This window comes from Mesorhizobium sp. M1E.F.Ca.ET.041.01.1.1 (assembly GCF_003997355.1).
In the GTDB taxonomy this organism is placed as follows: domain Bacteria; phylum Pseudomonadota; class Alphaproteobacteria; order Rhizobiales; family Rhizobiaceae; genus Mesorhizobium.
In genome coordinates this window covers 1-26,701 of record NZ_RZSL01000020.1, presented here as the reverse complement: position 1 = coordinate 26,701, position 26,701 = coordinate 1, and the positions used below count along the sequence as shown (strand labels likewise).

At 64.9% G+C, this 26,701-nt stretch carries 26 protein-coding genes and 1 pseudogene; 14 read left to right on the top strand and 13 right to left on the bottom strand.

Annotation, left to right across the window (positions count from 1 at the left end):
• Together EOA38_RS03875 and EOA38_RS03870 are read right to left on the bottom strand one after the other, a co-directional pair.
• Positions 1 to 180, bottom strand: a pseudogene (locus tag EOA38_RS03875) (sugar ABC transporter permease); the annotation flags it as partial.
• Between the two features lie 84 nt (positions 181 to 264).
• A complete protein-coding gene (locus tag EOA38_RS03870; protein ID WP_127298498.1) occupies positions 265 to 1,503 on the bottom strand; it encodes an extracellular solute-binding protein in 1,239 nt (412 codons plus the stop codon).
• Between the two features lie 213 nt (positions 1,504 to 1,716).
• Here EOA38_RS03870 and EOA38_RS03865 point away from each other — a divergent pair, with 213 nt between their 5' ends.
• Positions 1,717 to 2,919, top strand: a complete 1,203-nt coding sequence (locus EOA38_RS03865; protein ID WP_127298497.1) for an ROK family transcriptional regulator — start codon at positions 1,717 to 1,719, stop codon at positions 2,917 to 2,919.
• On the opposite strand, the gene EOA38_RS03860 is transcribed toward EOA38_RS03865, so the two are convergent.
• Entirely contained in the window at positions 2,906 to 3,790 is an 885-nt protein-coding gene (locus EOA38_RS03860; protein WP_127298496.1) for a hypothetical protein, read from the bottom strand. The genes EOA38_RS03865 and EOA38_RS03860 overlap by 14 nt on opposite strands.
• Before the next feature lie 307 nt (positions 3,791 to 4,097).
• Between EOA38_RS03860 and EOA38_RS03855 the strand changes: the two genes are divergently transcribed.
• From EOA38_RS03855 to EOA38_RS03845, 3 genes are all read left to right on the top strand, one after another.
• Complete coding sequence (locus tag EOA38_RS03855; RefSeq protein WP_127298495.1) at positions 4,098 to 4,931, top strand: GNAT family N-acetyltransferase; 834 nt, start codon at positions 4,098 to 4,100, stop codon at positions 4,929 to 4,931.
• 133 nt (positions 4,932 to 5,064) lie between these two features.
• On the top strand, positions 5,065 to 5,835 hold the full coding sequence (locus tag EOA38_RS03850) for an SDR family oxidoreductase (protein ID WP_127298494.1): 771 nt from the start codon (positions 5,065 to 5,067) through the stop codon (positions 5,833 to 5,835).
• A 36-nt stretch (positions 5,836 to 5,871) separates the two neighbouring features.
• Positions 5,872 to 6,633 carry an SDR family NAD(P)-dependent oxidoreductase gene (locus tag EOA38_RS03845; RefSeq protein WP_127298493.1) on the top strand — a complete coding sequence of 254 codons (762 nt, stop codon included), beginning with the start codon at positions 5,872 to 5,874 and terminating at the stop codon, positions 6,631 to 6,633.
• A 9-nt stretch (positions 6,634 to 6,642) separates the two neighbouring features.
• Here EOA38_RS03845 and EOA38_RS03840 read toward each other — a convergent pair whose 3' ends face one another.
• The 4 genes from EOA38_RS03840 to EOA38_RS03825 all read right to left on the bottom strand — a co-directional run bounded on the left by EOA38_RS03840 (position 6,643) and on the right by EOA38_RS03825 (position 11,434).
• Positions 6,643 to 7,746, bottom strand: coding sequence for an alcohol dehydrogenase family protein (locus EOA38_RS03840; protein ID WP_126092237.1), 1,104 nt, complete (start codon positions 7,744 to 7,746; stop codon positions 6,643 to 6,645).
• A gap of 168 nt (positions 7,747 to 7,914) precedes the next feature.
• Positions 7,915 to 9,294, bottom strand: a complete 1,380-nt coding sequence (locus tag EOA38_RS03835) for an aspartate aminotransferase family protein (RefSeq protein WP_127298492.1) — start codon at positions 9,292 to 9,294, stop codon at positions 7,915 to 7,917.
• Between the two features lie 34 nt (positions 9,295 to 9,328).
• The gene (locus EOA38_RS03830) at positions 9,329 to 10,822 is read right to left on the bottom strand and encodes an NAD-dependent succinate-semialdehyde dehydrogenase (protein WP_127298491.1); all 1,494 of its coding nucleotides are present in this window, start codon (positions 10,820 to 10,822) and stop codon (positions 9,329 to 9,331) included.
• A gap of 126 nt (positions 10,823 to 10,948) precedes the next feature.
• Positions 10,949 to 11,434 carry an Lrp/AsnC family transcriptional regulator gene (locus EOA38_RS03825; protein ID WP_127298490.1) on the bottom strand — a complete coding sequence of 162 codons (486 nt, stop codon included), beginning with the start codon at positions 11,432 to 11,434 and terminating at the stop codon, positions 10,949 to 10,951.
• 83 nt (positions 11,435 to 11,517) lie between these two features.
• On the opposite strand from EOA38_RS03825, the gene EOA38_RS03820 reads away from it, so the two are divergent.
• From EOA38_RS03820 to doeB, 10 genes are all read left to right on the top strand, one after another.
• A complete protein-coding gene (locus EOA38_RS03820) occupies positions 11,518 to 12,903 on the top strand; it encodes a PLP-dependent aminotransferase family protein (RefSeq protein WP_126092241.1) in 1,386 nt (461 codons plus the stop codon).
• Between the two features lie 136 nt (positions 12,904 to 13,039).
• Positions 13,040 to 13,825 carry an ectoine/hydroxyectoine ABC transporter ATP-binding protein EhuA gene (gene ehuA, locus EOA38_RS03815; protein WP_127298489.1) on the top strand — a complete coding sequence of 262 codons (786 nt, stop codon included), beginning with the start codon at positions 13,040 to 13,042 and terminating at the stop codon, positions 13,823 to 13,825.
• Positions 13,826 to 13,932: 107 nt separating this feature from the next.
• Positions 13,933 to 14,784 (top strand): ectoine/hydroxyectoine ABC transporter substrate-binding protein EhuB, encoded by an 852-nt coding sequence (ehuB, locus tag EOA38_RS03810; RefSeq protein ID WP_126092243.1) that lies wholly within the window; start codon positions 13,933 to 13,935, stop codon positions 14,782 to 14,784.
• Positions 14,785 to 15,015: 231 nt separating this feature from the next.
• A complete protein-coding gene (ehuC, locus tag EOA38_RS03805) occupies positions 15,016 to 15,675 on the top strand; it encodes an ectoine/hydroxyectoine ABC transporter permease subunit EhuC (RefSeq protein WP_127298488.1) in 660 nt (219 codons plus the stop codon).
• Positions 15,675 to 16,334, top strand: coding sequence for an ectoine/hydroxyectoine ABC transporter permease subunit EhuD (gene ehuD / locus EOA38_RS03800; protein WP_127298487.1), 660 nt, complete (start codon positions 15,675 to 15,677; stop codon positions 16,332 to 16,334). The genes ehuC and ehuD overlap by 1 nt, the downstream gene beginning before the upstream one ends.
• A gap of 5 nt (positions 16,335 to 16,339) precedes the next feature.
• The gene (gene eutA, locus EOA38_RS03795; protein ID WP_127298499.1) at positions 16,340 to 17,116 is read left to right on the top strand and encodes an ectoine utilization protein EutA; all 777 of its coding nucleotides are present in this window, start codon (positions 16,340 to 16,342) and stop codon (positions 17,114 to 17,116) included.
• Positions 17,117 to 17,299: 183 nt separating this feature from the next.
• Complete coding sequence (gene eutB, locus EOA38_RS03785; RefSeq protein ID WP_126092246.1) at positions 17,300 to 18,289, top strand: hydroxyectoine utilization dehydratase EutB; 990 nt, start codon at positions 17,300 to 17,302, stop codon at positions 18,287 to 18,289.
• A 232-nt stretch (positions 18,290 to 18,521) separates the two neighbouring features.
• Positions 18,522 to 19,514 carry a cyclodeaminase gene (locus EOA38_RS03775; RefSeq protein ID WP_126092247.1) on the top strand — a complete coding sequence of 331 codons (993 nt, stop codon included), beginning with the start codon at positions 18,522 to 18,524 and terminating at the stop codon, positions 19,512 to 19,514.
• A gap of 39 nt (positions 19,515 to 19,553) precedes the next feature.
• Positions 19,554 to 20,732 (top strand): ectoine hydrolase DoeA, encoded by a 1,179-nt coding sequence (gene doeA, locus EOA38_RS03770; RefSeq protein ID WP_126092248.1) that lies wholly within the window; start codon positions 19,554 to 19,556, stop codon positions 20,730 to 20,732.
• Positions 20,733 to 20,736: 4 nt separating this feature from the next.
• Complete coding sequence (doeB, locus tag EOA38_RS03765) at positions 20,737 to 21,738, top strand: N(2)-acetyl-L-2,4-diaminobutanoate deacetylase DoeB (protein ID WP_127298486.1); 1,002 nt, start codon at positions 20,737 to 20,739, stop codon at positions 21,736 to 21,738.
• 83 nt (positions 21,739 to 21,821) lie between these two features.
• Here the strand turns inward: doeB and EOA38_RS03760 are convergent, their stop codons facing one another.
• The 6 genes from EOA38_RS03760 to EOA38_RS03735 form a co-directional block, all read right to left on the bottom strand.
• Positions 21,822 to 23,099, bottom strand: a complete 1,278-nt coding sequence (locus EOA38_RS03760; RefSeq protein WP_126092250.1) for an L-fuconate dehydratase — start codon at positions 23,097 to 23,099, stop codon at positions 21,822 to 21,824.
• A 13-nt stretch (positions 23,100 to 23,112) separates the two neighbouring features.
• Complete coding sequence (locus EOA38_RS03755) at positions 23,113 to 23,844, bottom strand: SDR family oxidoreductase (protein ID WP_126092251.1); 732 nt, start codon at positions 23,842 to 23,844, stop codon at positions 23,113 to 23,115.
• Between the two features lie 20 nt (positions 23,845 to 23,864).
• Positions 23,865 to 24,317 (bottom strand): MaoC/PaaZ C-terminal domain-containing protein, encoded by a 453-nt coding sequence (locus EOA38_RS03750; protein WP_126092252.1) that lies wholly within the window; start codon positions 24,315 to 24,317, stop codon positions 23,865 to 23,867.
• Positions 24,318 to 24,324: 7 nt separating this feature from the next.
• Positions 24,325 to 25,398, bottom strand: coding sequence for a Gfo/Idh/MocA family oxidoreductase (locus tag EOA38_RS03745; protein WP_126095780.1), 1,074 nt, complete (start codon positions 25,396 to 25,398; stop codon positions 24,325 to 24,327).
• Positions 25,391 to 25,720: an L-rhamnose mutarotase gene (locus EOA38_RS03740; protein WP_126092253.1), complete on the bottom strand. Its 330-nt coding sequence runs from the start codon at positions 25,718 to 25,720 to the stop codon at positions 25,391 to 25,393. The genes EOA38_RS03745 and EOA38_RS03740 overlap by 8 nt, the downstream gene beginning before the upstream one ends.
• 1 nt (position 25,721) lies before the next feature.
• On the bottom strand, positions 25,722 to 26,701 hold a 980-nt coding region (locus tag EOA38_RS03735; RefSeq protein ID WP_145965918.1), incomplete at its 5' end, for a mandelate racemase/muconate lactonizing enzyme family protein.

Below are 26,701 nucleotides of genomic sequence, written 5' to 3'. Positions count from 1 at the left end.
GGTCAGCATCTTCGAATAGTTGTCGATGCCGACGAAATTGCCTGCAGTGCCGACGAGCTTGGCGTCGGTGAAGGAAAGGCCAACCGTGTCGACCAGCGGCCAGCCGATGACGGCGACCATGACCACGAGAAGCGGCAGCATCAGCAGCCACGCACGGGTCATCATCCAGGTGCCTGACATCGAAGGCGCCTCTCTTCCTTCATCCGATCAAGAAACAACACGGGCGGCGCTCGCGCATGAGGCCGCCCGTTGAGGAACGATAGATCAGAGGCCGCTGTTCTGGGCCGCCGTCTTCAGCGCGTCTTCAGGCGTCGTCTGGCCGAGCAGCGATTCCTGGATGGCCTGCTGCAGGGCGGTCGACAGCTCCTGGTATTTCGGCGTGGTCGGACGCGGATACATCGCAGCCAGACCGCGCTTGGCGGCGGCGATCAATTCTTCCTGGCCCTTGGTCACTGCCGGATCGTCATAGGACGAGGCCCAGATCGGCAGCGAGAGCTTGGCATACTGGTTCTGCGTCGCCTGCGAGGTCATGAACTCGATGTACTTCCAGGCTTCGTCCGGGTGCTTTGAGACAGCGGTGATGCCAAGGCCCATCGAGCCGTTGACGGCCGAGACCTCGCTGGTGCCGGCAACGCCCGGCGCCGGCACGACGCCGACCTTGCCGGCGACCTTCGAGTCCTTCGGATCGTTGGCCATGTTGTACATGTAGGTCCAGTTGAGCGCGAAGGCGGCATCGCCGTTTTCGAAGACCTTGCGGACGTCTTCTTCCAGGAATTCCTTGGAATTGGGATTGGTGAGGCCTGACTTGTAGCTGTCGACCATGTATTTCAGCGCCGAGACGCCGCCGCCGTTCTGGAAGTCCGGCTTGCCATCCTTGAGGAAATCGCCGCCATAGGCGCTGACGAGCGTGGTGTAGTCGCAGATCGCGGCCTCAGCCTGCGACCAGCTCCAGGCGATCGGCGTCTTCAGCAATCCCTTGTCCTGGATGATCTTGGCCTGCTCGCCCAGCTCTTCCCAGGTCTTTGGCGGCGCCTTGATGCCGGCCTTCTCCAGGATTTCCTTGTTGTAGAACAGGTACTTGGTGTCGAGGATCCAGGGCATGCCGTAGTACTTGCCGTCATACTGGACGGTGGTCCAGGCGCCGGGCAGCACGCCCTTCTTCATGTCGTCGGTGATCTTCGACGACACGTCGACCAGCACCGTGTTGGTCGCGTATTCGGCCGGCCAGATGACGTCGAACAAAACGACGTCGTAGCCGCCGCCCGACCCTTGCGCGAGCACGGTCTTGTCGTGCAGGCCCTCGTACGGAACGAATTCGAGATTGACCTTGATGTCCGGATTGGCCTTGGTGAAGCCTTCGGTCATGGCGCGGACATCCGCCTCGCTGTAGGCGGCCTGGGCCATGAAGAGCGCATTCAAGGTGGTTTCGGCGAAGGCGTGCGGGACAAGCAGCCCGCCAACGCAGACCGCGCCGAGAAGTGTTCTACCGATCGATTTCAGCATCTTTTTTCTCCCATTTCGACATTTGCGGGTGGCGGCGCGCGCCGCTTCTCCGAATGCTATCGCGTGTGACCGGATCTGCCGGGACGGTGGGGCGGCGAGGGCTCGGCGCCTTGCCGTCTTTTTCTCGAAACCGTTCCGGTCTTCACCATTAAGTCAATTCGCTTGACTTAATTAGTCATGCAATCCTTTAATGGAGTCAAGGGGGAAACGCAGGTGCACGACATCAGCCCGATCCGCGCCAAGAGCGGCACCAACCAGGAAGGGACCAGCGCGCACAACCGCCGCGTCATGATCGAGGCGCTGCGGCTCAACGGCGCGCTTTCGCGCGCCGACTTGGCGCGGGCGACCCAGCTCACCAAGCAGGCGGTTTCGAACATCGTCGAGGATCTCGAACGCGACGGCCTGGTCGCGGCGCTGGACACGGTGCGCAAGGGCAGGGGGCAGCCCTTCACGCCCTACAGGCTGGTGCCCGAAGGCGCTTTCGCCATCGGCCTGCAGATCGACCGCCACCTGACACGCGTGGTGGTGGTCGATCTGGTCGGCAGCGTGATAGTGCGTGCCGAGGCCAACTTGCCGCTCGACGAGCCGTCGCCGGGTGTCCAGACCATCCTCGCTCTCATCGCACGTGTCAGGCGCGAACTGGCCGGCATCACCGAGCAGTCCGAACGGCGGCTGGTCGGTCTCGGCGTCGCCATGCCGGGACCGTTCGGCCTGAAAGAATCCGACGACAAATGGATGATGCCTGCCTGGCAGCAGTACCCACTGCTGGAGACGCTTGCGGCAGGCACCGGACTGAATGTCGGACTGCAGAACGATGCTGCCGCCTGCGCCACGGCGGAGCGCATCGTCGGCGCCGCGCACGGTGTCGATCACGCGGTCTGCCTCTATGTCGGCTACGGCATCGCCGCGGGGCTGATCCTGAATGGCGAGCTCTACAATGGCGGCAACGGCAATGCCGGCGAGATCGGCAGGGCGCTTTTGTCGCCGGCCGGCCCCGGCGCGACGCCACTCGAGCACCGTGCCTCGCTTGCTTCGCTCTACCAGCATCTCGGCCTCGATCCCGCCGATGCCAATCTCTACGCAAGATTGGCGGCCTTGGCTGTTGCAGATGATCCCAAGGTCCTGGGCTGGATCGAGGGTGCCGCATCCGATCTGCGCTGGAGCGTGCATCTCATCGAAACGATCTTCGACCCGCAGACCGTGATCCTCACCAGCGGGGCGCCCGAGCCTTTGGCCCGGCGCCTGCTGCAGGCCATGTATCCGCTGCTGCCGTCCATCGCCGACCGCCCCGAGCGGCGATTGCCGCGCCTGCAGCTCGGCATCACCGATCCCTGGGCGATTGCGGTGGGCGCCGCGGCCGAGCCGATCAGCAGGGCTTTCGACCCGCGCTTCTCGGCGATCCTCAAGGCCGGATAGGCGCCCCCATTTCGCCAGCTGCGGGAAAACAGGCGTCGAAAGCCGCGTCGACGATTGCGAGCTTGGCTGCCTGCACGGCCATGTATTCCTCGAAGAACTGTCGCGAGACCCACATGACGGAATGTCCGCGCTGACCGACCCAGCCGATGCTGCCAAGCGCTTCGGCATCATGGAGCTTGCGCGCCAGATGGGTGCGCGACAGCTTCAGCCAATGCGCGAATTCGCCGATCGAAATGACGCTGGTCGGTATCCTGTCGAGACTGGCGTCGTCCGGATCGATGCCCGCCATCAGCCAGTCCATGACGATGCCGCCGTTGTTCAGCCAGATAAACAACGAGAAGGTTTGCTCGGGTTCGCGCACCGGACCGGATGCCAGCAAGCCGTCGCAGATCAACGGCTGCAGCTTTGCCAGCACATCGGGCCGCTCGAGGAAGGTTGCCAGCCGGGTTCCGCCGTCGATACGATCGAGCGTTCTCAAATGGGCGTGAATCCAGGCGGTGAAGGTTTCAATGGTGGCCGCGGTCACCCGCAAGGGGTGGGCACGGCCATCACCTCTGGTCGAAACATATTCGGCGATGTTGTAGTGCAGCATTTCCTTGACGAACGCCTCGGCGGTGTTGCGGCTGGCGACCGAGTTCCGGCGCACGGCCTCGATGAAGCGCGCCACCGTCATCTCGGTGCGGCGGTCATTGGGGTCGCGCCTGAAATGCATGGCGAGCCCGACGTGGCCGAGCAGCCAGCGCTGCTGGGTGGCAAAGACGGCGGCAAGGCGCGGGCTGGTTTCGTAGACATGGATGAGCGCGCGCGACTGCTCCTGCACACTGCGGAGAGCTGCAGGATGACTGGCGATATCTTCGGCGCTCAGCGGCATTTCCTGCGGCACTCCATTCGATTCCAAGCAACTGCAAATGAAGATTTATAGCCTTCGCCGGTTGTGTCCAGTTGCCGATTGGAACAACGAATGACTGCTCGGCGATTTCTTTGCCAACCCTTGCATCGATTTGGAAAACCCCTCCCCGCTAATTGTTGGCCAGCAGTCGTGCCTCGGATGTCTGGTGTAACTGAGCAGGCCGGCTCCATCTTCGCGGCGCGGGCGGACGACGCTGGCCTTTGCAACTTGCGGGCCGCATCTTATCGTGGCGGCTTGAATCCATCGCCTCAGGCCGCCGAGTGAAACGATGCCGAGAACGATAAGGACGCTGACCGCCGGCGAGGTGGAAACGCTCGTCGACTGGGCGGCGGGGGAGGGCTGGAATCCAGGCATCGACGACGCCGCCGCGCTGCGCGCGGCCGATCCGGAAGGGTTCATCGGCGCCTTTGCCGGCGGCGAGATGGTGGCCGGCATTTCGGCCGTCGCCTACGGAGCGGGATTCGGCTTCATCGGCCTTTACATCTGCCGGCCCGACCGGCGCGGCGAAGGCCATGGCAAAGCGGTCTGGGATGCCGGCATGACACGGCTCGGCGACCGTATCATCGGTCTCGACGGCGTGGCCGAGCAACGGGCCAACTACCAGCGCAAGGGGTTCGCGCCCGCCTATCAGACCGTCCGCTTCAGCGGTCGTCCGGTCGGACTGGCCGGGGGCAGCGACATCCTGCCCGTGATGGCCGCGAGCACAGCCGGGATCCTGGCTTACGACCGCCAGTGCTTCCCGGCGCCGCGAGAGGCCTTCCTGCGGGAATGGCTGCAGCCGCCTCGGATTGCGCTGCTGTGTGCCGGTTCAGCCGGCATTGCCGGCTATGCCGTGGCACGCCGATGCCGGGAGGGATTCAAGGTCGGGCCGCTGTTCGCCGACGACACGGACATAGCCTTGGCGTTGGTGGCGGAACTGGCGGGCAAAGCGGCGGGCGAAGCGCTGCATATCGACGTGCCAGCCACCCAGTTCGGATTCACCGCGATGCTTCAGGCTGCCGGCATGGTTGCGGGCTTCACCACGACCCGCATGTACAAGGGCGGCAAGCCTGGCAACGCACCGACGAAGGTTTTCGGCATAACGACGCTGGAGCTGGGGTGATCCAGGGCAGAAGGACCAGACCTGTTGGGATCATTGCCTGTTGGGATCATTGTTTGTCCGGCGTGGAGCATGCGGCATGACTTCCGGACATGGTTGGCATGAGCTCGCGGCGGCGTTTCGTGGAGGTTATCGAATGGCTGGCAGGACGGTCCTGATCGCGGGCGGCGCCGGAGGGATGGGTTTCGCGACCGGACTTCGCCTCGCGGCAGACGGCGAGCGGATCGCGCTCGCCGACCTTCCTGGCCTCAAACTCGACGAGGCCGTGGCAAGGATTACCGCGACAGGCGCGAAAGCGATCGGCTTGCCGCTCGACATCCGCTCCGTCGCTGCCTGCCGCGAAGCGGTGGACAAAGCCCGTGAGTGGGGAGGTGGCCTGGACATTCTCGTGAACGCCGCTGGCGTCTGGCTGGAGGGGCCGGCCAGCGACGTCCAGGAAGCGCAATGGGACTTGGTGCTGGACGTCAATCTCAAGGGCGCGTTCTTTCTGATCTCGGCCGCCATTCCGCATCTGTCGGCGGCGCAAGGCGTCGTCATCAACATTGCGTCCGACGCCGGCATCGTCGGCAATAACGGCGCGGCAGTCTATTGCGCCTCCAAAGGCGGGCTGGTGCTTTTGACCAAGGCTCTCGCGCTGGAGCTTGCCCCGCACGGCATCAGGGTCAACGCCGTCTGTCCCGGCGACACGGCGACGCCGATGATCGAGTATCAGGCGAGGACCTATGGCGGAAATGACCCGGACGGTTACAAGCGGAAGCTTCTGGGGCACTACCCGCAAGGGGAAAGAGCTCGCTTCATCACCGTGGAAGAGATCGCTTCCTTCATCCACTATCTTTGCCAGCCTGGCGCGGCGCCGATCACCGGAGCGGCGCTTCCGATCGATTTCGGCGTCAGCGCCGGATACTGAGTGGCAGGGCATCGGCTTCATCGCCTTGGAGGGTTCATGGTCGTGTTTCGCAAATTCCGCACGGCGCTGGTGACCGGCGCGGGCGCCGCCGACGGCATCGGCGTCGCCGTCGCGCGCGCTCTTGGCGAAGCCGGGCTTGCCGTCGCGATCACCGCTTCGTCGCAACGTGTCGAGCAACGCGCCGAGGAGCTGCGGGCCGACGGGCTCGACGTTCGTGCGGTCGTGGCCGACCTGACGCGCGCGGCGAATGTCGAGCGGCTATGCTCGGAGGTCGGCGAGGTCGATATCCTCGTCAACAATGCCGGGATGGGGACGGTGGCCCAGCCGGCGCTGCAGCGGCGATTTCTCGACCTCAGCGAAAGCGACTGGGACCGGGGCATCGATGTCAGCCTGAAGACGGCGTTCTTGAGCACACGCGGTTTCCTGGCCGGCATGGTTCAGCGCCGCCATGGACGCGTGGTCAACATGGCCTCGGTCACCGGACCTTACGTCTCCAATGAAGGCGAGGCCGCCTACTCGGCCGCCAAGGCGGGCATGGTCGGCCTCACCCACGCGCTTGCGCTGGAGGTCGGCCGCAGCGGCGTCACCGTCAACGCCGTGGCGCCGGGCTGGATCGCCACCGGCGCCTCGACGCCGGAAGAGCTCGTCGCCGCGCAACAAACGCCGCTTGGACGCGCCGGCACACCGCAAGAAGTCGCCGCCGCGGTCCTGTTCCTGGCCTCAGACGGGGCAAGCTACGTCAACGGCGCGGTTCTCGTCGTGGACGGCGGCAACATCCTGCAGGAGCGCAAGGGCTGACCACGAAGGTCAGCCCTCGGCCGTATCCGCCACTGCGTCCGGCACCACCACCAGCTTGCCGACGAAGTCCTTGGCCATGAAGTCTGTCTGGGCGCGGTGGAAGTCCGACAGTTTGTAAACGCCGCCGACCAGCGGCTTGATCTTCTTTTCCTCGATGTAGCGGACGATGCGGCGGAAATCCGCCCGCGTGCCCTGGCTCGAGCCGTGAAGCTGCAACTGCTTCAGATACATGGTGCGTAGATCGAGCTGCACCACCGGTCCCGCGATGGCGCCGGCGGTGGTGTAGCGGCCTTCGGGTCTGAGAATGCGCAACAGATCGTTGAAGATGGCGCCGCCGACAAGATCGGCGACCACGTCGATGGGCTGGCCGCCGGTCGCCTCGTTGACGGCGGCCGGCAGGTCGGCCACGCCGCGCGTGATCACCTTTTCGGCGCCGATGTCGAGCACGGCCTGCTCCTTGCCCTTGCCGGCGATGGCATAGGGAATGGCGCCGCGCGCCCGTGCCAACTGGACAATGCCGGAGCCGACGCCGCCGGAGGCGCCCGTGACCAGCACGCGCTCGCCGGCTCTCAAGCCCGCGCGCTCCAGCATCTGCTCGCCGGTGAGATAAGCACAGCAGAAGGTGGCCAGCTCGACATCGCTCAAGTCGGTGTCGACGACATGCGCGTTCTCGGCCGGCAGCGCCTGGTATTCGGCATAACCGCCGTCGCGGCCATGGCCCATATAGTCGATGTCGGCCAGCGAATCGTCGTCGCGGTTGTAGATGGAGAAGTCGACCATCACCCGCTCGCCGATGCGCTCGGCGGACACACCGTCACCGACAGCGACGATCGTTCCAACCGTGTCGGTGCCCTGGATGCGCGGGAAGGTCAGCGTGTTGCCCTGCCGGCGCCAGGTCGACACCGCGGCCGCATCTTCCTCGGTGCCATAGGCGCCCTGGCGGACCCAGACGTCGGTGTTGTTCATGCCGCAGGCACTGACCTTGACCAGCACCTCGCCGGCAGCCGGCGAGGGCACCTTCACGTCGGTGCGGTAGACGAGCTTCTCCATGCCGCCATGGCCGGTGAGCTGCACGGCGGCCATGGTTGCTGGAATAGTGGGATGGGACTTCATGGATGTTACTTCCAACTGTGCAGGTCAGCGCTGCCCCTCACCCATACCCTCTCCCCGTGAAGAACGGGGAGAGGCGGATCGCCAGCGCTGGAGCTTGTCCCTTCTCCCCGTCTTTCACGGGGAGAAGGTGCCGGCAGGCGGATGAGGGGCAGCGCCAAGGGTCGAAAATCAGAGAGCCGAGAGCACGCTGTTCACGGCGTCGGCGGTCTTGGCGACGATCGTGTCGGCCTCCTCGCGCGTCAGGCAGAGCGGCGGCGCGAAGCCGAGGATGTCGCCCTGCGGCATGGCGCGGCCGATGACGCCGCTGGCTGCCAGCGCCGTGGCGATCTGCGGACCGACCTTCAACGCCGGATCGAAGAAGACGCGGTCGTCGCGGTCCTTCACGAACTCGACCGCCGCCAGCATGCCGTCGCCGCGAACCTCGCCGACATGCCTGTGGCCGCCGACGGCCTTGGCGAGCTCGGCACGGAAATAGGCGCCGGTCTCGCCGGCGTTCCTCACCAGGTCCATCTCGTCGATCAGCTCGAGATTGGCGACGCCCGCGGCAACGCAGATCGGGTGCGCAGAATAAGTCCAGCCATGGCCGAGGGAACCCAGCTTGTCGGAGCCCTTGACCAGCACCTGCCAGACCTTGTCGGAGACGATGACGCCGGAAAGCGGCGCGTAGGCGGAGGTCAGGCCCTTGGCGATGGTGATCAGGTCGGGCTTGATGCCGTAGTGGTCGGAGCCGAACATCGTGCCGAGACGGCCGAAGCCGGTCACCACCTCATCGGCGACGAGCAGGACGTCGTACTTGTTCAGCACGGCCTGGATCTTTGCCCAATAGCCGGCCGGCGGCGGCACGATGCCGCCGGTGCCGAGGATCGGCTCGCCGATGAAGGCCGCCACCGTATCCGGGCCTTCGGCGAGGACCATTTCCTCGAGCTTGTCGGCGCAATATTGCGAGAACTGCTCCTCGCTCATCGAGCGGTCGGCACGGCGGAAATAGTAGGGCGCCTCGGTGTGCATGATCGGCGCGCGCGGCAGGTCGAAGGCGTTGTGGAACAGTTCGAGCCCGGTCAGCGAACCCGTCATCACGCCCGAGCCATGATAGCCGCGCCAGCGCGAGATGATCTTCTTCTTCTCCGGCCGTCCCAGGACGTTGTTGTAGTACCAGATCAGCTTGATGTTGGTCTCGTTGGCGTCGGAGCCGGAGAGGCCGAAATAGACCCTCGACATGCCCTTCGGCGCGCGGTCGATGATCATCTTGGCGAGCGTGATCGACGCCTCGGTGCCGTGGCCGACATAGGCGTGGTAGTAGGCGAGGTTCCTCGCCTGGGTGGCGATCGCATCGGCGATCTTCTGGCGGCCATAGCCGACATTGACGCAATAGAGGCCGGCGAAGGCGTCGATGCTCTTCCTGCCGGTGTCGTCCCAGACGGTGACGCCTTCGCCGCCGGCCATGATGCGTGCCGGCGATTCACCGCGCGCATGCGTGCCCATATGCGTCGAGGGATGGAAGAAATGGTCGCGATCCCAGGCGGCGAGTTCGTTGGACCGTTCGAGCATGTTTTTCTCCTTGTTGGGTTCCTTTAGGGCGCGCTTAGGCGACGTCCAGGCAAAGGTATTTCAGATCGGTGAAGGCCTCGAGGCCGTGGCGCGAGCCTTCGCGGCCGATGCCGGACTGTTTGACGCCGCCGAACGGGATCGGCGCGCCGGTGATCTTGACCCGATTGATCGCGACCATGCCGTATTCCAGCGCGCGACCCATGCGCGCCTGCCGCGCGCCGTTCTCGGTCACGACATAGGCGACGAGGCCATATTCGGTGGCATTGGCGCGGGCGACAACCTCGGCTTCGTCGTCGAACGGCGTCACGGCGGCGACAGGACCGAAGGTTTCCTCATGCATGATCAGCGCGTCGTCCGGCAAATCGACGAGCAGTGTCGGCTGGTAGAACAGCGGCCCGGCCGCATGGCGCTTGCCGCCGGCGAGGCAGCGCGCACCGCGAGCCAGCGCGTCGGCGACCTGCTCCTCCACCTTCTTGACGGCGCGCTCATGCATCAGCGGCCCGATATCGGCATCGGCGGAAAGCCCGTTGCCGGTGCGGAGACGCTCGATGCGACGGGCGAAGGCGGCACAGAAGCGGTCGTAGATTTGGCGCTGCACATAGACGCGGTTGGCGGCCAGGCAATCCTGGCCGGAGGTGGCGAATTTCGCGTCGATCGCGATCGTCACCGCCTTGTCGATATCGGCGTCGTCAAAGATGATCAGCGGCGCATGGCCGCCGAGCTCCATCACCAGCCGCTTCATGGTCGGCGCGCTCTGCGCGGCGATCAGCCTGCCGACTTCGGTCGAGCCGGTGAAGCTCATGGCGCGAACCCTGGCATCGGCGCACATCGCGCCGACGATCGTGCGGGCATCACCGGTGACGACATTGAAGACGCCGGCCGGCAGTCCGGCGCGCTCGCCAAGTTCGGCTAATGCCAGCGCCGACAGCGGCGTCTCGGAGGACGGATGCGCCACCACGGTGCAGCCGGCGGCAAGCGCCGCCGCGGCCTTGCGGGTGAGCATGGCCGACGGAAAGTTCCATGGCGTGACGACGCCGACCACGCCGAGCGGCTCGCGGCGCACCGTCATCTCGGCGTTGGGCAGATGGCTGCTGACGCTTTCGGCATTGAGGCGTTTCGCTTCCTCGGCATACCACTCGACGAAGGAGGCGGCGTAGTCGATCTCGCCAAGCGATTCCTTCAGCGGCTTGCCCTGTTCGAGTGTCATCAGCAGCGCAAGGTCGTCCTTGGCGGCGATCATCAGCTCGAACCATTTTCTCAAAATCCTGGAGCGCTCCTGCGGCAGGCCAGAGCGCCAGGCGGGCAGGGCGCGGGACGCCGCGTCGATCGCCTCGATCGTCTGACCGGCATCTAGCGCGGCGACGAAGGCCACGGTGGCGCCGGTGGCGGGGTCGGTGACCTCGAAGCTCGCGGCCGAATGGCCAGCCGTCCAGTGGCCGCCGACATAGCCGAGATCGCGCAGCAGACGGCGATCGGTCAGGCGGTCCAGTGCTTCGTGGCGGTGCGGGCGTGCAAAATGCGCGGACATCGACATCTCCCTCGATTGGGCGAAGCATCGGACGTGCCGAGCAAAAAAGGAGACTGTTTCGGCGTCCGTCCGTAGAGAGATTGTCTCTATTGGCTCGTCCGCAGAGACGATCTCTCTGCCTTACGATTACCCCGGCAGCAGATCGGCGACCGGCAACACCGTCTCCTCCTTCACCGTCTTGGTGACGATGTAGGTGAAGTAACGGTCGATGCCGATCTCGCGTTCCAGCAGGGCGTCGACCAGCCGCTGATAGGCGTCGATGTCGCGCGCCATCACTTTCAGCACATAGTCGACGCCGCCGCCGACCGACCAGCAGGCGACGATCTCCGGGATGTCGCGGACGACACGCTCGAAACGGTCGAAGTCGGCCTGGCGGTGGCTGGCTAAGGTCACCTCCATCAGCACGGTCGCCACCGGCGCGATCGCGCGCATGGCGATCGAGGCGTGATAGCCGGAAACGATGCCGGCCTTCTCCAGCTTGCGCAGCCGCATCCAGCAAGGCGTCGGCGACAGGCCGACCTTCTCGGCCAGCGCCAGCTTGGTGATGCGCCCGTCGCGCTGGATGGCGTCCAGGATCTTGATGTCGATCGGGTCGAGTTTCGCTGCCGCCATGCCGGCTCCGTTTTCTGTCCAAGACACCATGACGATGCATTATTTCGATTGTCAATTGCACTGATTTCGATCTCTAATAAGTCATGACATTATGGCAGCCAGATCCCGCTCTCATCCGCCGGCCGGCCTACCTTTCGCTGGCCGACCAGTTCGCGCGCGCGATCCATGACGGGCGGCTCGCCAATGGCGCTCGGCTGCCGACGCACCGACGCCTTGCGGATGACCTGAAACTTTCCGTGCAGACCGTCAGCCGCGCCTATGAGGAGCTGATTCGCCGCGGCCTGATCTCCGGCGAGATCGGACGCGGCAGCTTCGTGCAGACGCAGCGCCGCGAGCCGGATCCGCCCTACCTCCCAGAACGGTTGGGCGAGGTCATCGATCTTTCCATCCTGAAGCCGGTCTGCGAGCCGATGCATCTGGAGAAGCTGAAGCAGGCACTGGGGTGGCTCTCCGAGAACCTGCCGTCGAGCTCGGCGCTGTCGTTCCGGCCGAACATGGTGTTCCCGCGCCATCGCGCGGTGGCCGTCGAGTGGCTGAAGCTCTGCGGCCTCGAAGCGTCGCCGCAGAATATCTGCCTGACCAATGGCGCCACGGCCGGCATGACGGTGGCGCTGATGAGTGTGGCGCCACCCGGCTCGACCGTCGCCACCGAGGCGATCGGCCACCACACGCTGGTGCCGCTTGCCCGCTATCTCGGCTTCAACCTCGAAGGCCTGCCGATCGACGGCAATGGGCTCATTCCCGAGGCGCTCGACGAGGCCTGCCGTCTGTCGGACATCCGCGCCGTCTTCGTCCAGCCTTCGGTCATCAACCCGACGGCCACCTTGATGGATGCCGCCAGACGCGAGCAGATCGCGGCCGTCGCGCGCAAGCACGATATTGCCATCATCGAAAACGATGTTCTTGGGCCTCTGGTCGAAGGCCGGCCTCCCGCTGTCGCTGCTTTCGCGCCCGAGCGAACGCTCTACGTCACCTCATTCACCAAGATCGTCGTGCCGGGTTTGCGCATCGGCTATCTCGCCGTGCCGGACCGCTACGTCGCTGCCGTCGCCAACCGCCACCTCGTCTCGAACTGGATGGCGACGCCGATGGTGGCGGAGATTGCGACGCGCTGGGTGAGCGACGGTACGGCGATGGAGCTGGTCAAGTGGCAGCGCGGGGCGCTCAGGCGACGGCAGGAGATCGCGGCGGAAGTGCTCTCGGGCGTCGATTATCGCAGCCATCGCGACGGGCTGCATCTTTGGCTGGAGCTGCCCGGCGACCGGGCCGAGGAGAGCTTTGTCGCGCAGGCGCGCCTGCGTGGCGTGGCGATCGCGCCGGGCACGTCTTTCCGCATCGCCGACACGCCCTGGCATCCGGCCGTGCGTATCTCGCTCGGATCGACCACCGAGGGGGAACTGCGCGCGGGCTTGAGCGTTGTCGCCAAGCTCCTGCTCGGCGATCCGGAGCATCTCCTGCTCGCCATCTGATGCATAAGCGGAGCGCAGATTGCCCTGAAATTGTGCGACGCCCGAAATATTGTCATGATATTATTTTCCTAATTGACATGATTTGGAGTGTTTCGCATCGTTAAGGGCATAGGCTGCTCCAGAACGGGGAAATCTGTTGCCCGCGCCCATTATCAAGGTCGACGCCATTTCGAAGAGCTTCGGTACCTTCAAGGTGCTGGACGGCCTGTCGATGCAGGTCATGCCGGGCGAGAAGCTGGCGCTGATCGGTCCGTCCGGATCGGGCAAGACGACGATCCTGCGCATCCTGATGACGCTGGAGAAGATCGACGGCGGCCACATCCAGATCGACGGCGAGCAGCTCTATCACATGGAGCGCAACGGGCAGCTGCTGCCGGCCGACGAGCGGCACCTGGCCAAGATGCGCCAGAAGATCGGCATGGTCTTCCAGCTCTTCAATCTGTTCCCGCACAAATGCGTCATGGACAACGTGACGCTGGCGCCGATGCTGACCAAGGGCGTCGCGCGCGTCGCCGCCGAAAAGCGGGCGATGGAACTGCTCGACATGGTCGGCCTGGCCGACAAGGCCAAGGCGATGCCGGCGCAGCTTTCCGGCGGACAGAAGCAGCGCGTCGCGATCGCCAGGGCGCTGGCGCTGTCGCCCAAGATCATGCTGTTCGACGAGGTCACCTCGGCGCTCGATCCCGAACTGGTCGAGGAGGTGCTCAACGTTATGCGCAAGCTCGCCGCCGAGACCGACATGACGATGCTTTTGGTCACCCACGAGATGGGCTTCGCCCACGACTTCGCCGACCGGGTGCTGTTCTTCGACCGCGGCAGGATCGTCGAGGAAGGCAAGCCCGACGAGATTTTCCGCCATCCCAAGCAGGAACGCACGCAGGGCTTCCTGAAGAAGATCATCGCGGCCGGACACCGCGTCTGACCGCAATGCCCCAGGGGCGGTGAAGCCGTCCCGAAGACCAGAAACGGGCGGCGAGAACGCTGTCCCGAACCGAGCAAACCAAGAAGAGAGATAAGGAGTTGGGAACGATGAAGAAACTTGGCATTCTGGCTGGCGTCGCCGGCCTCGCAGTGGCCGCGGTGCTGGTCGCCTCTGGTGCGCGTTCGGCCGACGACGCCAAGCTGGAGGAGCTCAAGGGGCAAGGCTTCGCCCGCGTCGCCATCGCCAATGAGCCGCCCTACACGGCGGTGGCCGCCGACGGCAAGGTCTCGGGCGCCGCGCCCGACGTGGCGCGCGAGATTTTCAAGCGCCTCGGCGTCAACGATATCGTTGCCTCCATCTCCGAATATGGCGCCATGATCCCCGGCCTGCAGGCCGGCCGCTTCGACGTCGTCACCGCCGGTCTGTTCATGAAGCCGGAGCGCTGCGCGGCAGTCGCCTATTCCGAGCCGGTGCTGTGCGATGCCGAGGCGATGCTGGTGAAGAAGGGTAATCCGAAGGGCTTCAAGAGCTATGAGGACATCGCCAAGGACACGTCCGCCACCGTCGGCGCACCTGGCGGCGGCACCGAGGAGAAGCTGGCGCTCACCGCCGGCGTGCCGCGCGACCGCGTCATCGTCGTGCCGGACGGCCAGAGCGGCCTGAAGATGGTGCAGGACGGTCGCATCGACGCCTATTCGCTGCCGGTGCTGTCGATCAACGACCTGATCAAGAAGGCCAACGATCCGAACCTCGAAGTGATAGCGCCGGTGCAGGGCGCGCCGGTCTACTGCGACGGCGCCGCCTTCAAGAAGGGCGACGAGGCGCTGCGCGATGCCTATGACGTCGAGCTCGCCAAGATGAAGAAATCCGGCGAGTTCGCCAAGATCATCGAGCCCTACGGCTTCTCCGCCAAGGCGGCGATGTCGACGACGCGCGAGAAGCTCTGCGCGGCGAAGTAAGCGCGGCTTCTTCCTTCTCCCCGTTCAACGGGGAGAAGGTGTCACGAAGTGACGGATGAGGGGCGGCGCCAGCATTTCAAGGTTAGCGCTGCCCCTCATCTGCCTGCCCGTCCTTCGCAGCAGCTACGCTGCAGCTTCGGAGGGTGGACCGGCATCTTCTCCCCGTGAACGGGGAGAAGGGGCTGTCGCGCTGTCTCGCATAACAGCAAACGATTGGAATTTTGAAACCCAATGACCCAGTGGTCCGGCTATCTCGGCCTGATATTGCAGGGAGCGCTTGTCACCATCGAGCTGACGCTCATGGGATCGGTGCTCGCGCTCGTCATGGCTTTTCTCGCCGGTATGGGCCGCGTGTCGCGCTTCTTCATCGTGCGCGCCTTGGCCACGATCTACATCGAGTTCTTCCGCGGCACCTCGATCTTCGTGCAACTGTTCTGGGCCTATTTCGTGCTGCCCTTCGCCGGCTTGTCACTGACGCCCCTCCAGGCTGGTGTGCTGGCGCTTGGCCTCAATGTCGGCGCCTATGCGGCGGAAGTGGTGCGCGGCGCCATCCTGTCGATCGGCCGCGAGCAATATGAGGCCTGCACGGCGCTCAATCTCGGCCGTTGGCAAGGCATGCGCCACGTCATCCTGCCGCAGGCGCTGCTCATCATGCTGCCGACCTTCGGCAACAACGCGATCGAACTGCTCAAGGCGACGTCGGTCGTGTCGCTGATCTCGCTCGCCGACCTCACCTTCCAGGCGCAGGTCGTGCGCTCGCAGACAGGCAGCACGCTGATGCCGTTCGTCTCCGTTCTCGTCATCTATTTCGTGCTCGCGCTGATCATCTCCTGGGGCGTGCGTTCGCTGGAGCGCCGCATGGCGCGCGGCCTCGACGGAGTGCGTGTCTGATGGAATGGGATTGGAATTTTGTCCGGGAGATCATGCCGACGCTGATCCAGGGCGTGAAGATCACGATCCTGGCGACGATGCTCGGCTCGGTCCTGGCGGCGATCGTCGGCCTCGCCATCGCGCTGGCGCGGCGCTCGCCGAACCGGGCCGTGTCGCGCAGCGTCGGCTGGTTCGCCGAATTCATCCGCGGCACGCCGCTCCTGGTGCAGCTTTACTTCATCTTCTACGTGCTGCCCGACATCGGCATCCTCTTGCCGCCGCTGGTGGCGGGCGTCATCGGGCTCGGTCTGCACTACGGCACCTATACCGCCGAGGTCTATCGCGCCGGCATCGACAATGTGCCGCGCGGCCAGTGGGAGGCCGCCAAGGCCTGCAATCTGAGCGGCCACCACACCTGGACGCATGTCATCCTGCCGCAGGCGATCCCGCCGATGATCCCGGCCCTGGCCAACTATTTCATCGCCATGTTCAAGGAGACGCCGCTGCTTTCGGCGATCACCGTGCTCGAGCTGATGAACCAGGCCAAGAGCGTCGCCAACAGCTACTATCGCTACATCGAACCGATGACGCTGGTTGGCGCCTTCTTCCTCGTCATCAGCCTCTGCTCCGTCGTACTCTTGCGCTGGCTGGAGCACCGCTACGGCAGGATCGAAAGATGAAAGTCATGAAACCGTTGCCCGAAATCCGGCTGGCGCCGAGCCGGCCCGCCCTCGATGCGCGTCCGCTGGAAAAACGCGTCGGCCTGATCGCCCTTGCCACCGACCATACCAGCGAGATCGACTTCCGCCGCATGGTGGCGAGCGAGCGGATCGGCGTCTATGTCGCGCGCATTCCCTATGCCAATCCGACGACGCCGGGGAATTTGCGCAAGATGCAGCCGCAGCTTTCGGCGGGCGCGGCGCTCATCCTGCCTGACGAGCCGCTCGACGCCATCTGCTACTCCTGCACCTCGGCCTCCGTGGTGATCGGCGACGCCGAGATCGAAGCCGCGATCCAGGCGGCCAAACCGAACGTTCCCGTGGTCACGCCACCCATGGCCGGCGTGCGCGGCCTGAATGCCTTCGGGGTGAAGCGCATCAGCATTCTGACCCCTTACACCATCGAGACCAGCCGGCCGATGGCGACCTATTTCGCCGCGCACGGCTTCGACATCGAGAGCTTCACCTGTCTCGGCTTCGAGGACGACCGCGAGATGGCGCGCATCAAGCCGGGCGCTCTCGTTGATCTGGCGCGCAAAGTCACCCATGCACGGGCCGATGCGCTGTTCGTTTCGTGCACGGCGCTACGCGCGGCGCTTGCCGTTCCAGGCATGGAGGAGGCGATCGGCCGCCCGGTCGTCACCAGTAACCAGGCCAGCGCCTGGAATTGCCTGCGACTCTGCGGCGACGACACACCACGGCCGGAGTTCGGCCGGCTGATGACGAAGCCGCTTGGACAGTAAAATTATGTCCTGCTTACAAGAGCGACCCCCTCTGGCCTGCCGGCCATCTCCCCCTCAAGGGGGGGGATTGGCTGCTGTTACGCTTTCGCCAATCATCGACGTTGCAAGAAGAGAGACAGCGTCGAAGCTGGTGATCTCCCCCCTTGAGGGGGAGATGGCCGGCAGGCCAGAGGGGGTCGCCCGATGACGCGCGCCATCGCCCTCGCGGACATACGCACCGCCCGCGAGCGTATCGCCAACAAGATTGAGCGGACGCCAACCGTCTTGTCGCAAAGCCTGTCGGATCGCGCGGGCCATCCCGTCCACCTCAAGCTGGAGCATCACCAGACCACCGGCGCGTTCAAGCTGCGCGGCGCGTCCAACGCCATCGCCGCGTTGAGCCCGCAGCAAAGATCGCGCGGCGTCGTCGCGGCGTCGACCGGCAATCACGGCCGCGCGCTTGCGCATGCCGCCAGGCTCGAAGGCATGCGCGCAGTGATCTGCATGTCGAAACTGGTGCCCGAAAACAAGCTCGACGCCATCCGCCGTCTGGGCGCGGATATCCGCATCGTCGGCAACAGCCAAGATGATGCCCAGCAGGAAGTCGACCGGCTGGTCGCGAAGGAGGGGCTGATTATGCTGCCTCCGTTCGACCATCCCGACATCATCGCCGGGCAGGGCACGCTCGGGCTGGAGATCATGGAGCAGGTCCCGGACGCAGCAAGCGTGCTTGTACCGCTCTCCGGCGGCGGATTGGCCGCGGGCGTCGCGGCGGCCGTCAAGGGTGTGAGCCCGAGCACGAAAGTTCTCGGCATCTCGATGGAGCGAGGTGCGGCGATGAAGGCGAGCCTCGATGCCGGCCGGCCGGTGCAGGTCGAGGAACTGCCGACGCTGGCGGATTCGCTCGGCGGCGGCATCGGCCTCGACAACCAACTGACCTTTGCCATGTGCCGCAGCCTGCTCGACGATGTCATCCTGCTTTCCGAGGACGAGATCGCCGCCGGCATCCGCCATGCCTATGAGAAAGAGCGCGAGATCGTCGAGGGCGCAGGCGCCGTCGGCATCGGCGCGCTGCTTTCCGGAAAGGTGAAGGCGAAAGGCCCGACCGTCCTCATCCTCTCCGGCCGCAACATCGACATGAGCCTGCATCGCCGTATCGTCTGCGGCGAACTCATAACGGAGCACGCTGCATGAAAGTTCTTCTGCGTCTAGTTCCCGCCCACCCCCCTCTGTCCTGCCGGACATCTCCCCCGCAGGGGGGGAGATTGGATGTCGCCATCGCTTTCGCCAATCACCGACGTTGCAGGACAAGTGCCGTCGGCAAAGCTGCTGATCTCCCCCCTTGCGGGGGAGATGGCCGGCAGGCCAGAGGGGGGTGCGACGGAGCGCCTTCCTTCGCAGCGTGGGCCATCGTGGAGCGCATCGCATGAGCCGCATGACCATCCTCACCGAAGCGGATCTGCGCAAGATCGTGACGCTCGATCTCGACGCCGTCGCCTGTGTCGAGAATGCTTTCCGCGCTTTGGCCACGCTGCCGGTGGCAATGCCGCCAATCTTGCGGCTCGACATTCCCGAGCATCGCGGCGAGGTCGACGTGAAGTCCGCCTATGTGCCCGGCATCGACGGCTTCGCCATCAAGATCAGCTCCGGCTTCTTCGACAATCCGAAGCTCGGCCTGCCCAGCGGCGGCGGCATGATGGTGCTGCTCTCGGCAAAGACCGGGGTGGTCGAAGCGCTGCTGCTCGACAATGGCTATCTGACCGATGTCCGCACCGCCGCAGCCGGCGCGGTCGCGGCCAGGTTCTTGTCGCGAGAAGACTCCACCGTGGCCGCGATCTTCGGCGCCGGTTTGCAGGCCGGCCTGCAGTTGGAGGCCTTGCGCCTTGTCAGGCCGATCGAGGAAGCCCGCATCTGGGCCCGTGACGCAGCGAAGGCCGAGGCGGCCGCCGCTCGCTTACGCGAGAAGCTGGGCATCATGGTGCGCGCCGAGCCGGATGCGGCGAAGGCGGCGGCAGAGGCCGACATCATCGTTACCACCACGCCGTCGACCGAGCCGCTGATCAAGGCCGGTTTCGTTTCCGCCGGCCAGCACATCACCGCCATGGGGTCGGATGCCGAGCACAAAAACGAGATCGCGCCGGCGATCCTGCGCATGGCCGATCTCTATGTCGCCGACAGCGCGAAACAGACGCGGCGCCTCGGCGAGCTCCATCACGCCATCGAGGCGGGCGTGATGGCCGCCGACGCCGACGTGACCGAGCTCGGCCAGATCATCGCCGGGAAAAAGCACGGACGACGCTCGGCCGGCGACATCACCGTCGCCGACCTCACCGGTACCGGCGTGCAGGACACTGCGATCGCCACTTTGGCCCGCGACCGCGCGCGGGCAGCCAATGCCGGAACCGTTTTCGAAAGCTGATGCCTGGCCGCGAGGCCCAACAAACGAGGACCAAGAACGATGCAGCCAAACTTGAAATTCTCGCGAGGCGAATTTGCCGATCGCCTCGCCAAGACGCGGAAAGCCATGGAGGCCAAGGGGGTCGATCTGCTGATCGTCAGCGATCCCTCCAACATGGCCTGGCTGACCGGCTATGACGGCTGGTCCTTCTATGTGCATCAGGCGGTCATCGTGCCGCCCTCGGGCGAGCCGGTCTGGTATGGCCGCGGCCAGGACGCCAACGGCGCCAAGCGCACCGCCTATCTCGCCCACGACAACATCATCGGCTACGCTGACCATTATGTGCAGTCGACCGAGCGGCACCCGATGGACTACCTCGCGAGCGTGCTGGCAGAGCGCGGCTGGGACAAGCTGACCATCGGCGTCGAGATGGACAATTACTGGTTCTCGGCGGCCGCCTTCGCCTCGCTGCAGAAGCACCTGCCCAACGCCCGTTTCGTCGACGCCACCGCGCTGGTGAACTGGCAGCGCGCCGTGAAGAGCCCGACCGAGATCAACTACATGCGCAATGCCGCCCGCATCGTCGAGGCGATGCACCAGCGCATCGTCGACAAGATCGAAGTCGGCATGCGCAAATGCGATCTGGTCGCCGAGATCTACGACGCCGGCACGCGCGGCGTCGAGGGCATCGGCGGCGACTATCCGGCGATCGTGCCGCTGCTACCGTCGGGCGCCGACGCTTCCGCGCCGCATCTCACCTGGGACGACAAGCCGATGAAGGCGGGCGAGGGCACGTTCTTCGAGATCGCCGGCTGCTACAACCGCTACCATTGCCCGCTGTCGCGCACGGTCTTCCTAGGCAAGCCGACGCAGGCCTTCCTCGACGCCGAGAAGGCGACGCTGGAAGGCATGGAGGCGGGCCTTGCCGCCGCGAAGCCGGGCAACGTCTGCGAGGACATCGCCAATGCCTTCTTCGCAGTGCTGAAGAAGTACGGCATCGTCAAGGACAACCGCACCGGCTACCCGATCGGCATCTCCTATCCGCCGGACTGGGGTGAGCGCACCATGAGCCTGCGCCCCGGCGACCGCACCGAGCTCAAGCCCGGCATGACCTTCCATTTCATGACGGGTCTCTGGCTTGAGACAATGGGACTAGAGATCACCGAGTCGATCCTGATCACCGAGACCGGTGTCGAGTGCCTGGCCAATGTGCCGCGCAAGCTGTTCGTGAAGGATTGAGGCAATGTCAGCTCTGCGTCCATCGCCGATCACGCCGACCGTCGCCTTCGAACGCGACGGCGTCCAGCACGGCTTCCTGCGCTTGCCCTACAGCCGCGACGATTCCGCCTGGGGCTCGGTGATGATCCCGATCTGCGTCGTCCGCAACGGCAAGGGCTCGACGGCGCTGCTCACCGGCGGCAATCACGGCGACGAGTATGAGGGACCGCTGGCGCTCTACGAACTCGCCCGCACGCTCGATCCTAAGGATGTCTCCGGCACGGTCATCATCGTGCCGGCGATGAACTATCCGGCCTTCCGAGCCGGCACCCGCACCTCGCCGATCGACAAGGGCAACATGAACCGCAGCTTCCCCGGCCGGCCGGACGGTACGGTGACGGAGAAGATCGCCGACTATTTCCAGCGCGAATTGCTGCCGCGGGCAGACATCGTGTTCGACTTCCACTCCGGCGGAAAGACGCTGGACTTCGTGCCGTTCTGCGCCGCGCACACGCTGCTCGACAAGGCGCAGGAAGAGAAGGCCTTCGCCGCTGTCGAGGCTTTCTCGGCGCCGTTCTCGATGCGCATGACCGAGATCGACACGGTCGGCATGTATGACACGGTGGCGGAGGAGATGGGCAAGGTCTTCGTCACCACCGAGCTTGGCGGCGGCGGCACATCACGGGCCGAGACGGTACGCATCGCCCGTCGCGGCGTGCTCAACGTGCTTCGCCACGCCGGCATCGTCGCTGGTACGATCGAGAAGGGCAGAACCCGCTGGCTCGACATGCCTTCGGGCGATTGCTTTGCCTTCGCCGAGGAGGACGGCATGATCGAGACCATGGTCGATCTCGGCGAGAAAGTGGATGAGGGCCAGGTCGTGGCGCGCATCCATTCGACAGGCCGCACCGGCGTCGCGCCGCAGGAGATCAGGGCCAGGATGTCGGGCCTGCTGGCCGCGCGTCATTTCCCGGGCCTGGTCAAGGCCGGTGATTGCGTCTCGGTGCTTGCCGTCGAGGTTGATTGACGCGGATCACGGCGCTCGCCGCGGTGAACGGTTCAGAAGCGATGTCGTAACGCAGGTTTGATCGCCTGCGTTACGACTCGCAGTCAACCGCGATGTCGATAGGCGGCAATGGAATCCGCCTTCATCTCGATCGAGAAGCCTGGTGCCGTCGGCGGCATGTAAGCCGCGTTCTCGATGACACAGGGATCGAGGAAATGCTCATGCAGGTGATCGACATATTCGATCACGCGGTCCTGCTTGGTGCCCGAGAGGGCGACATAGTCGATCATCGACAGATGCTGGACATATTCGCACAGGCCGACGCCGCCGGCATGCGGCCAGACCGGCAAGCCGAACTTGGCCGCGATCAGAAGCACGGCCAGCACTTCGTTGAGCCCGCCCATGCGGCAGGAATCGATCTGCACGACGTCGATGGCGCCACCTGCGATGAACTGCTTGAACATGATGCGGTTCTGGCACATCTCGCCGGTCGCGACCTTGATCGGCGCCACGGCTTTGCGGATTTTCGCATGGCCGGCAACATCGTCCGGGCTGGTCGGTTCCTCGATGAAGAAGGGCTTGGCGAAGGCGAGGTCGGTGAGCCAGTCGATCGCCTGGTCGACCTCCCAGACCTGGTTCGCGTCGATCATCAGGTAGCGGTCCGGGCCGATCACCTCGCGGGCGATCCTGAGGCGGCGGATGTCGTCGGCGCGGTCGCGGCCGACCTTCAGCTTGATGTGGTCAAAACCCTGGTCGACCGCTTCCTGGCAGAGCCGCCGCAGCTTGTCGTCGGGATAGCCGAGCCAGCCGGCCGAGGTGGTATAGCAGGCATAACCTTCGCGCTCGAGCGTGGCGATACGCTCGGCCTTGCCGGCTTCGGCCTTCTTCAGGATCTCCAGCGCCTCGACCGGCGTGATCGCATCGGTGAGGTAGCGGAAGTCGACGATCTTGACGGTCTCTTCCGGGCTCATCCCGGCGACCAGCCGCCAGACCGGCTTGCCGGCTTCCTTCGCCCACAGGTCCCAGACCGCATTGACGACCGCGCCGACCGCAAGATGCATGGCGCCCTTGTCCGGGCCGATCCAGCGCAGCTGGCTGTCGCCGGTCACGTGGTGCCAGAAACGGCCGGGGTCCTCCTTGACCCAGCAGAGGTCGAGCCCGACGACCAGATGGCGCAGCGCTTCGATCGCCGCGCAGCAGATCTCGTTGCCGCGGCCGATGGTGAAGGTGAGCCCATGGCCCTTCAACGACGGGACGTCGGTGTCGAGGATGACATAGGCCGCGGAGTAGTCCGGGTCGGGGTTCATCGCGTCCGACCCGTCGAGGCTTTGCGACGTCGGAAAGCGCAGGTCGAAGGTGCGAAGATCGGTAATGCGTGTCATGCTCAGTGCCTCATCAGATCGACCAGCCGCCGTCGATATTATAGGCCTGTCCGGTCGTGTAAGTCGCGCCGGCGAGATAGACGGCGAGATCGGCGATCTCTTCAGCCGTGCCCAGCCTTCCCATCGGCTGACGGGCGATGAAGGCGGCGCGGGCGGCCTCATAGTCGCCCTGCGCGCGCATGCGGCTTTCGAGCGACGGACTCTCCACCGTGCCGGGGCAGACCGCGTTGCAGCGGATTCCCCTGGCGACATAATCGGCGGCGATCGACTTGGTCAGGCCGATCACGGCCGCCTTGGTCACGCCATAGGCGAAGCGGTTGGGCACGCCCTTCGGCGCGCCCGCGACCGAGGCCATGTTAATGATGGCGCCATCGCCGCGCTCCAGCATGCCGGGCAGCACGGCGCGGATGGTGCGGATCATGGCGCGCACATTGAGATTGAAGGCGAAGTCGAGGTCCTCGTCCTTCATCTCGAGGATCGAACCGGAATGGACGAAGCCGGCGCAGTTGAACAGCACGTCGACGCGGCCGATCTCGGCGAAGGCGGCCCTCACGGCCTCGTCGTTCAGCACGTCGAGCTTGCGGGTCTTGACGCCGGGCATCTTGCCGAGCTCGGGCAGAACCGCCTCGTTGATGTCGGTGGCGTGGACGATTGCGCCGGCCTTGGCGAAGGCAAGCGCGCTTGCCCGACCGATGCCCTGCGCCGCCGCGGTAACGACAACGACCTTGCCCGTCAGATCAGCCATGTTGTTTTTGTCTCCGTCGTTCAGCCGAGTCGGGGACGCCGCTCGACGATGTAGATGTGATCGGCGGCGAGTACGACTTCGTCGCGCTGGTTGATGACCTCGACGCGTTCGATGACGCGCCCTGAGTCCAGTCGTTTCGGATCGTTCTCCTTCGCGGCGATCGTCGTGCGCGTGCGGATCGTGTCGCCGATGAACACCGGCTTGATGAAGCGCAGCCTGTCATAGCCATAGGAGAAGGCGACCGGGTTGATGACGGTTGCCGTGAGGCCGACGCCGACCGAGAACACCAGCGTGCCATGGGCGATGCGCTGGCCGAAGGGCGTCGTCTTCATGAACTCGGCGTCCATATGATGCGGGAAGAAATCGCCGGTGTGTCCGGCATGGACGACGAAGTCCGTCTCGGTGATCGTGCGGCCGCCGGTGAGCCGCGACGAGCCGATCTCATAGTCTTCGAAATAGGTGACCTGTTCCATCTCGTCCCTACGGCTTTTCCGCGAGCGGCGTCGCCGGTGCGGCGCTCGATTTATAGGCGGCCTCCACCAACGCCATCGTATTCCAGGCATCTTCGACGGAGCTGACTAGCTCGTTGTCTTCCCCGGACGCGAAGCGCTGGACATTGGCCATGCGCCCGACAAAGGCGTCGGGGAACCATTCGCCGGTGAGCGGCACGCTGACCCAGTCGGATCCACCTTTGGGATAGATCTCCAGCACATCGGGCTCGCCGCGAGGATAGTCGAGATTGAGTCCGAGCTTGACATAGGCAGCGCCCTCGGTGCCGCAGATGCGGAACTCGCAGGCCTGGTGCCGGCGTCCGAATTTGTGATCGTGGTTGATCGAGAGCGCACAGCGCACCGTGTCGCCATAGTCGAGGATGGCGCTGGTGCGGGTCTGCGCGACCTTGTGATTGGGATGGCCGAGCGTTTTGGCGTGGACCCCCTTGGGGTCGCCGAGGAGCTGTCGGATCAGGTCGAGGTAATGGATCGAATGCATGGCGATCTCGACGCGCGGCGCCTTGAGCAGGAATTCCCAGAGCTGCCACGGCGTGGCAAGCGCCAGCCAGGCGTCGAAGTCGACGACCTCGCCCAGCCAGCCCTTGGCGATCGCGTCCTTCAGCGCCAGCATCATCGGCGCGAAGCGCAGTTGGAAATTGACCGCAGCCTTGAGTTTCTTGGCGCGGCAGATTTCGAGGATCTCGGTTGCCTCGCCGAGATAGTTGCCCATCGGCTTCTGGATCAATGCGACCGCACCATCGGGCAGGGCCTTCAGGACCTCGGCGTGCCGGCCGGGCGGCGTTGCGAGATCGAAGATCGCGTCCTTGACAGCGGCCGCCTCGCCCACCGAGCGGAACGCCGTCACGCCCCACTTCTCAGCCAGTTTTCCGGATTTGGCATGGTCGGGATCGTAGAGGCCGGCAACTGGAAAGCCGGCCTTGCGATAGGCCGGCAAGTGCGCGTCGCCAACGATCGAGCCGGCGCCGAAGGTTACAATCGGACGCGGCTTCGCAGGCGCTGGCCAGGATTGCGCCAGCAATCGAGGGTCGAAGGCGTCAGTCATGGTGGAAGACTTCATCCATCATCGCCCACCATTCGCCCTCCTGCCTGGTCGGCAAGGGCTCCTGGCAAGGCATGCAGACCGCCCACCATTCCTGGGTCTTCGGGTCGGCGGCCATCTTGGCCATGTCGGCGGCATAATCGGTGCCGTGATATTCGAAATAGGAGAACAGCAGGTTCTCCGGACGCTTGAGATAGATCGAGTAGTTCTTGATGTTGCAGGCCGAGATCATCTTGAGCACGTCCGGCCACACAGCGGCGTGCAGGCGCACATATTCGTCGACCTTCTCCGGCTTCAGGCCGAGCACCATGCCCATGCGCTGCATCTCAATTTCTCCGTTCGGTGATGGTCACGTTGAATTCGGCGATGCTGCGCGCCTTGAGCGCATCGAAATCCCAGTCGATGCCGAGGCCCGGCTCGCTTGGGGCCAGCGCATGGCCGTTTTCGATCACCATCTTCTTGCCCGTCAACTCATCCAGCTGCGGAATGTACTCGACATATTTGCCGTTCGGCACCGCGCAGGCCAGGCTGACATGCAGTTCCATCAGGAAATGCGGGCAGACAGGCATGTCGAAGGCCTCCGCCATATGCGCCACCTTCAGCCACGGCGTGATGCCGCCGATGCGGCCGACATCGACCTGGACGATGTTGCAGCCGCCCTTCTGCATATATTCGCGGAAATGGCGGATCGAATAAAGCGACTCGCCGACGGCCACCGGCGTCGCGGTCGAATTCGACAGCCGCACATGGCCGTCGATGTCGTCGGCGGGCAGCGGCTCCTCGATCCAGGCGAGATCGAGATCGCGCAAGCGCTCGGCGCGCCGGATGGCTTCATCGACGGTAAAACCCTGATTGCAGTCGGTCATGATCTCGTAGCCGTCGCCGACGGCCTTGCGCACGGCCGAAAGCCGGGCGAAATCCTCCGAACCGTGCGGCTTGCCGATCTTGACCTTGGAGCCCGTGAAGCCTTTCGCCTTGGCGGCCAGGGCATCCTCGACAAGTGCGGCCGTCTCGAGGTGCAGCCAGCCGCCTTCGGTGGTGTAGAGCGGACAGCGGTCCTTGGCGCCGCCGGCGAGTTTCCAGAGCGGCAGGTTCTGCTTCCTCGCTCGCAGGTCCCAGAGCGCGGTGTCGATTGCCGCGAGCGTGATTGCCGTGATGGCGCCGATGGTGGTGGCGTGGGTGGCGAATTCGAGATCGTGCCAGATGGCCTCGATCCGGTCGGCGTCCTCACCGATAAGGCGCGGCGCGAGGTGATCGGCCAGAAGCCGCATCACCGAAGAACCGCCGGTGCCGATCGTGTAGGAAT

What these genes read in the sequence shown, in the direction of transcription:
- EOA38_RS03870 (WP_127298498.1), bottom strand. Translation starts at nt 1,503, where the DNA reads ATGCTGAAATCGATCGGTAGAACACTTCTCGGCGCGGTCTGCGTTGGC.
- EOA38_RS03860 (WP_127298496.1), bottom strand. Translation starts at nt 3,790, where the DNA reads ATGCCGCTGAGCGCCGAAGATATCGCCAGTCATCCTGCAGCTCTCCGC.
- EOA38_RS03855 (WP_127298495.1), top strand. Translation starts at nt 4,098, where the DNA reads ATGCCGAGAACGATAAGGACGCTGACCGCCGGCGAGGTGGAAACGCTC.
- EOA38_RS03850 (WP_127298494.1), top strand. Translation starts at nt 5,065, where the DNA reads ATGGCTGGCAGGACGGTCCTGATCGCGGGCGGCGCCGGAGGGATGGGT.
- EOA38_RS03845 (WP_127298493.1), top strand. Translation starts at nt 5,872, where the DNA reads ATGGTCGTGTTTCGCAAATTCCGCACGGCGCTGGTGACCGGCGCGGGC.
- EOA38_RS03840 (WP_126092237.1), bottom strand. Translation starts at nt 7,746, where the DNA reads ATGAAGTCCCATCCCACTATTCCAGCAACCATGGCCGCCGTGCAGCTC.
- EOA38_RS03835 (WP_127298492.1), bottom strand. Translation starts at nt 9,294, where the DNA reads ATGCTCGAACGGTCCAACGAACTCGCCGCCTGGGATCGCGACCATTTC.
- EOA38_RS03830 (WP_127298491.1), bottom strand. Translation starts at nt 10,822, where the DNA reads ATGTCCGCGCATTTTGCACGCCCGCACCGCCACGAAGCACTGGACCGC.
- EOA38_RS03825 (WP_127298490.1), bottom strand. Translation starts at nt 11,434, where the DNA reads ATGGCGGCAGCGAAACTCGACCCGATCGACATCAAGATCCTGGACGCC.
- EOA38_RS03820 (WP_126092241.1), top strand. Translation starts at nt 11,518, where the DNA reads ATGACATTATGGCAGCCAGATCCCGCTCTCATCCGCCGGCCGGCCTAC.
- ehuB (WP_126092243.1), top strand. Translation starts at nt 13,933, where the DNA reads ATGAAGAAACTTGGCATTCTGGCTGGCGTCGCCGGCCTCGCAGTGGCC.
- ehuC (WP_127298488.1), top strand. Translation starts at nt 15,016, where the DNA reads ATGACCCAGTGGTCCGGCTATCTCGGCCTGATATTGCAGGGAGCGCTT.
- ehuD (WP_127298487.1), top strand. Translation starts at nt 15,675, where the DNA reads ATGGAATGGGATTGGAATTTTGTCCGGGAGATCATGCCGACGCTGATC.
- eutA (WP_127298499.1), top strand. Translation starts at nt 16,340, where the DNA reads ATGAAACCGTTGCCCGAAATCCGGCTGGCGCCGAGCCGGCCCGCCCTC.
- eutB (WP_126092246.1), top strand. Translation starts at nt 17,300, where the DNA reads ATGACGCGCGCCATCGCCCTCGCGGACATACGCACCGCCCGCGAGCGT.
- EOA38_RS03775 (WP_126092247.1), top strand. Translation starts at nt 18,522, where the DNA reads ATGAGCCGCATGACCATCCTCACCGAAGCGGATCTGCGCAAGATCGTG.
- doeA (WP_126092248.1), top strand. Translation starts at nt 19,554, where the DNA reads ATGCAGCCAAACTTGAAATTCTCGCGAGGCGAATTTGCCGATCGCCTC.
- doeB (WP_127298486.1), top strand. Translation starts at nt 20,737, where the DNA reads ATGTCAGCTCTGCGTCCATCGCCGATCACGCCGACCGTCGCCTTCGAA.
- EOA38_RS03760 (WP_126092250.1), bottom strand. Translation starts at nt 23,099, where the DNA reads ATGACACGCATTACCGATCTTCGCACCTTCGACCTGCGCTTTCCGACG.
- EOA38_RS03755 (WP_126092251.1), bottom strand. Translation starts at nt 23,844, where the DNA reads ATGGCTGATCTGACGGGCAAGGTCGTTGTCGTTACCGCGGCGGCGCAG.
- EOA38_RS03750 (WP_126092252.1), bottom strand. Translation starts at nt 24,317, where the DNA reads ATGGAACAGGTCACCTATTTCGAAGACTATGAGATCGGCTCGTCGCGG.
- EOA38_RS03745 (WP_126095780.1), bottom strand. Translation starts at nt 25,398, where the DNA reads ATGACTGACGCCTTCGACCCTCGATTGCTGGCGCAATCCTGGCCAGCG.
- EOA38_RS03740 (WP_126092253.1), bottom strand. Translation starts at nt 25,720, where the DNA reads ATGCAGCGCATGGGCATGGTGCTCGGCCTGAAGCCGGAGAAGGTCGAC.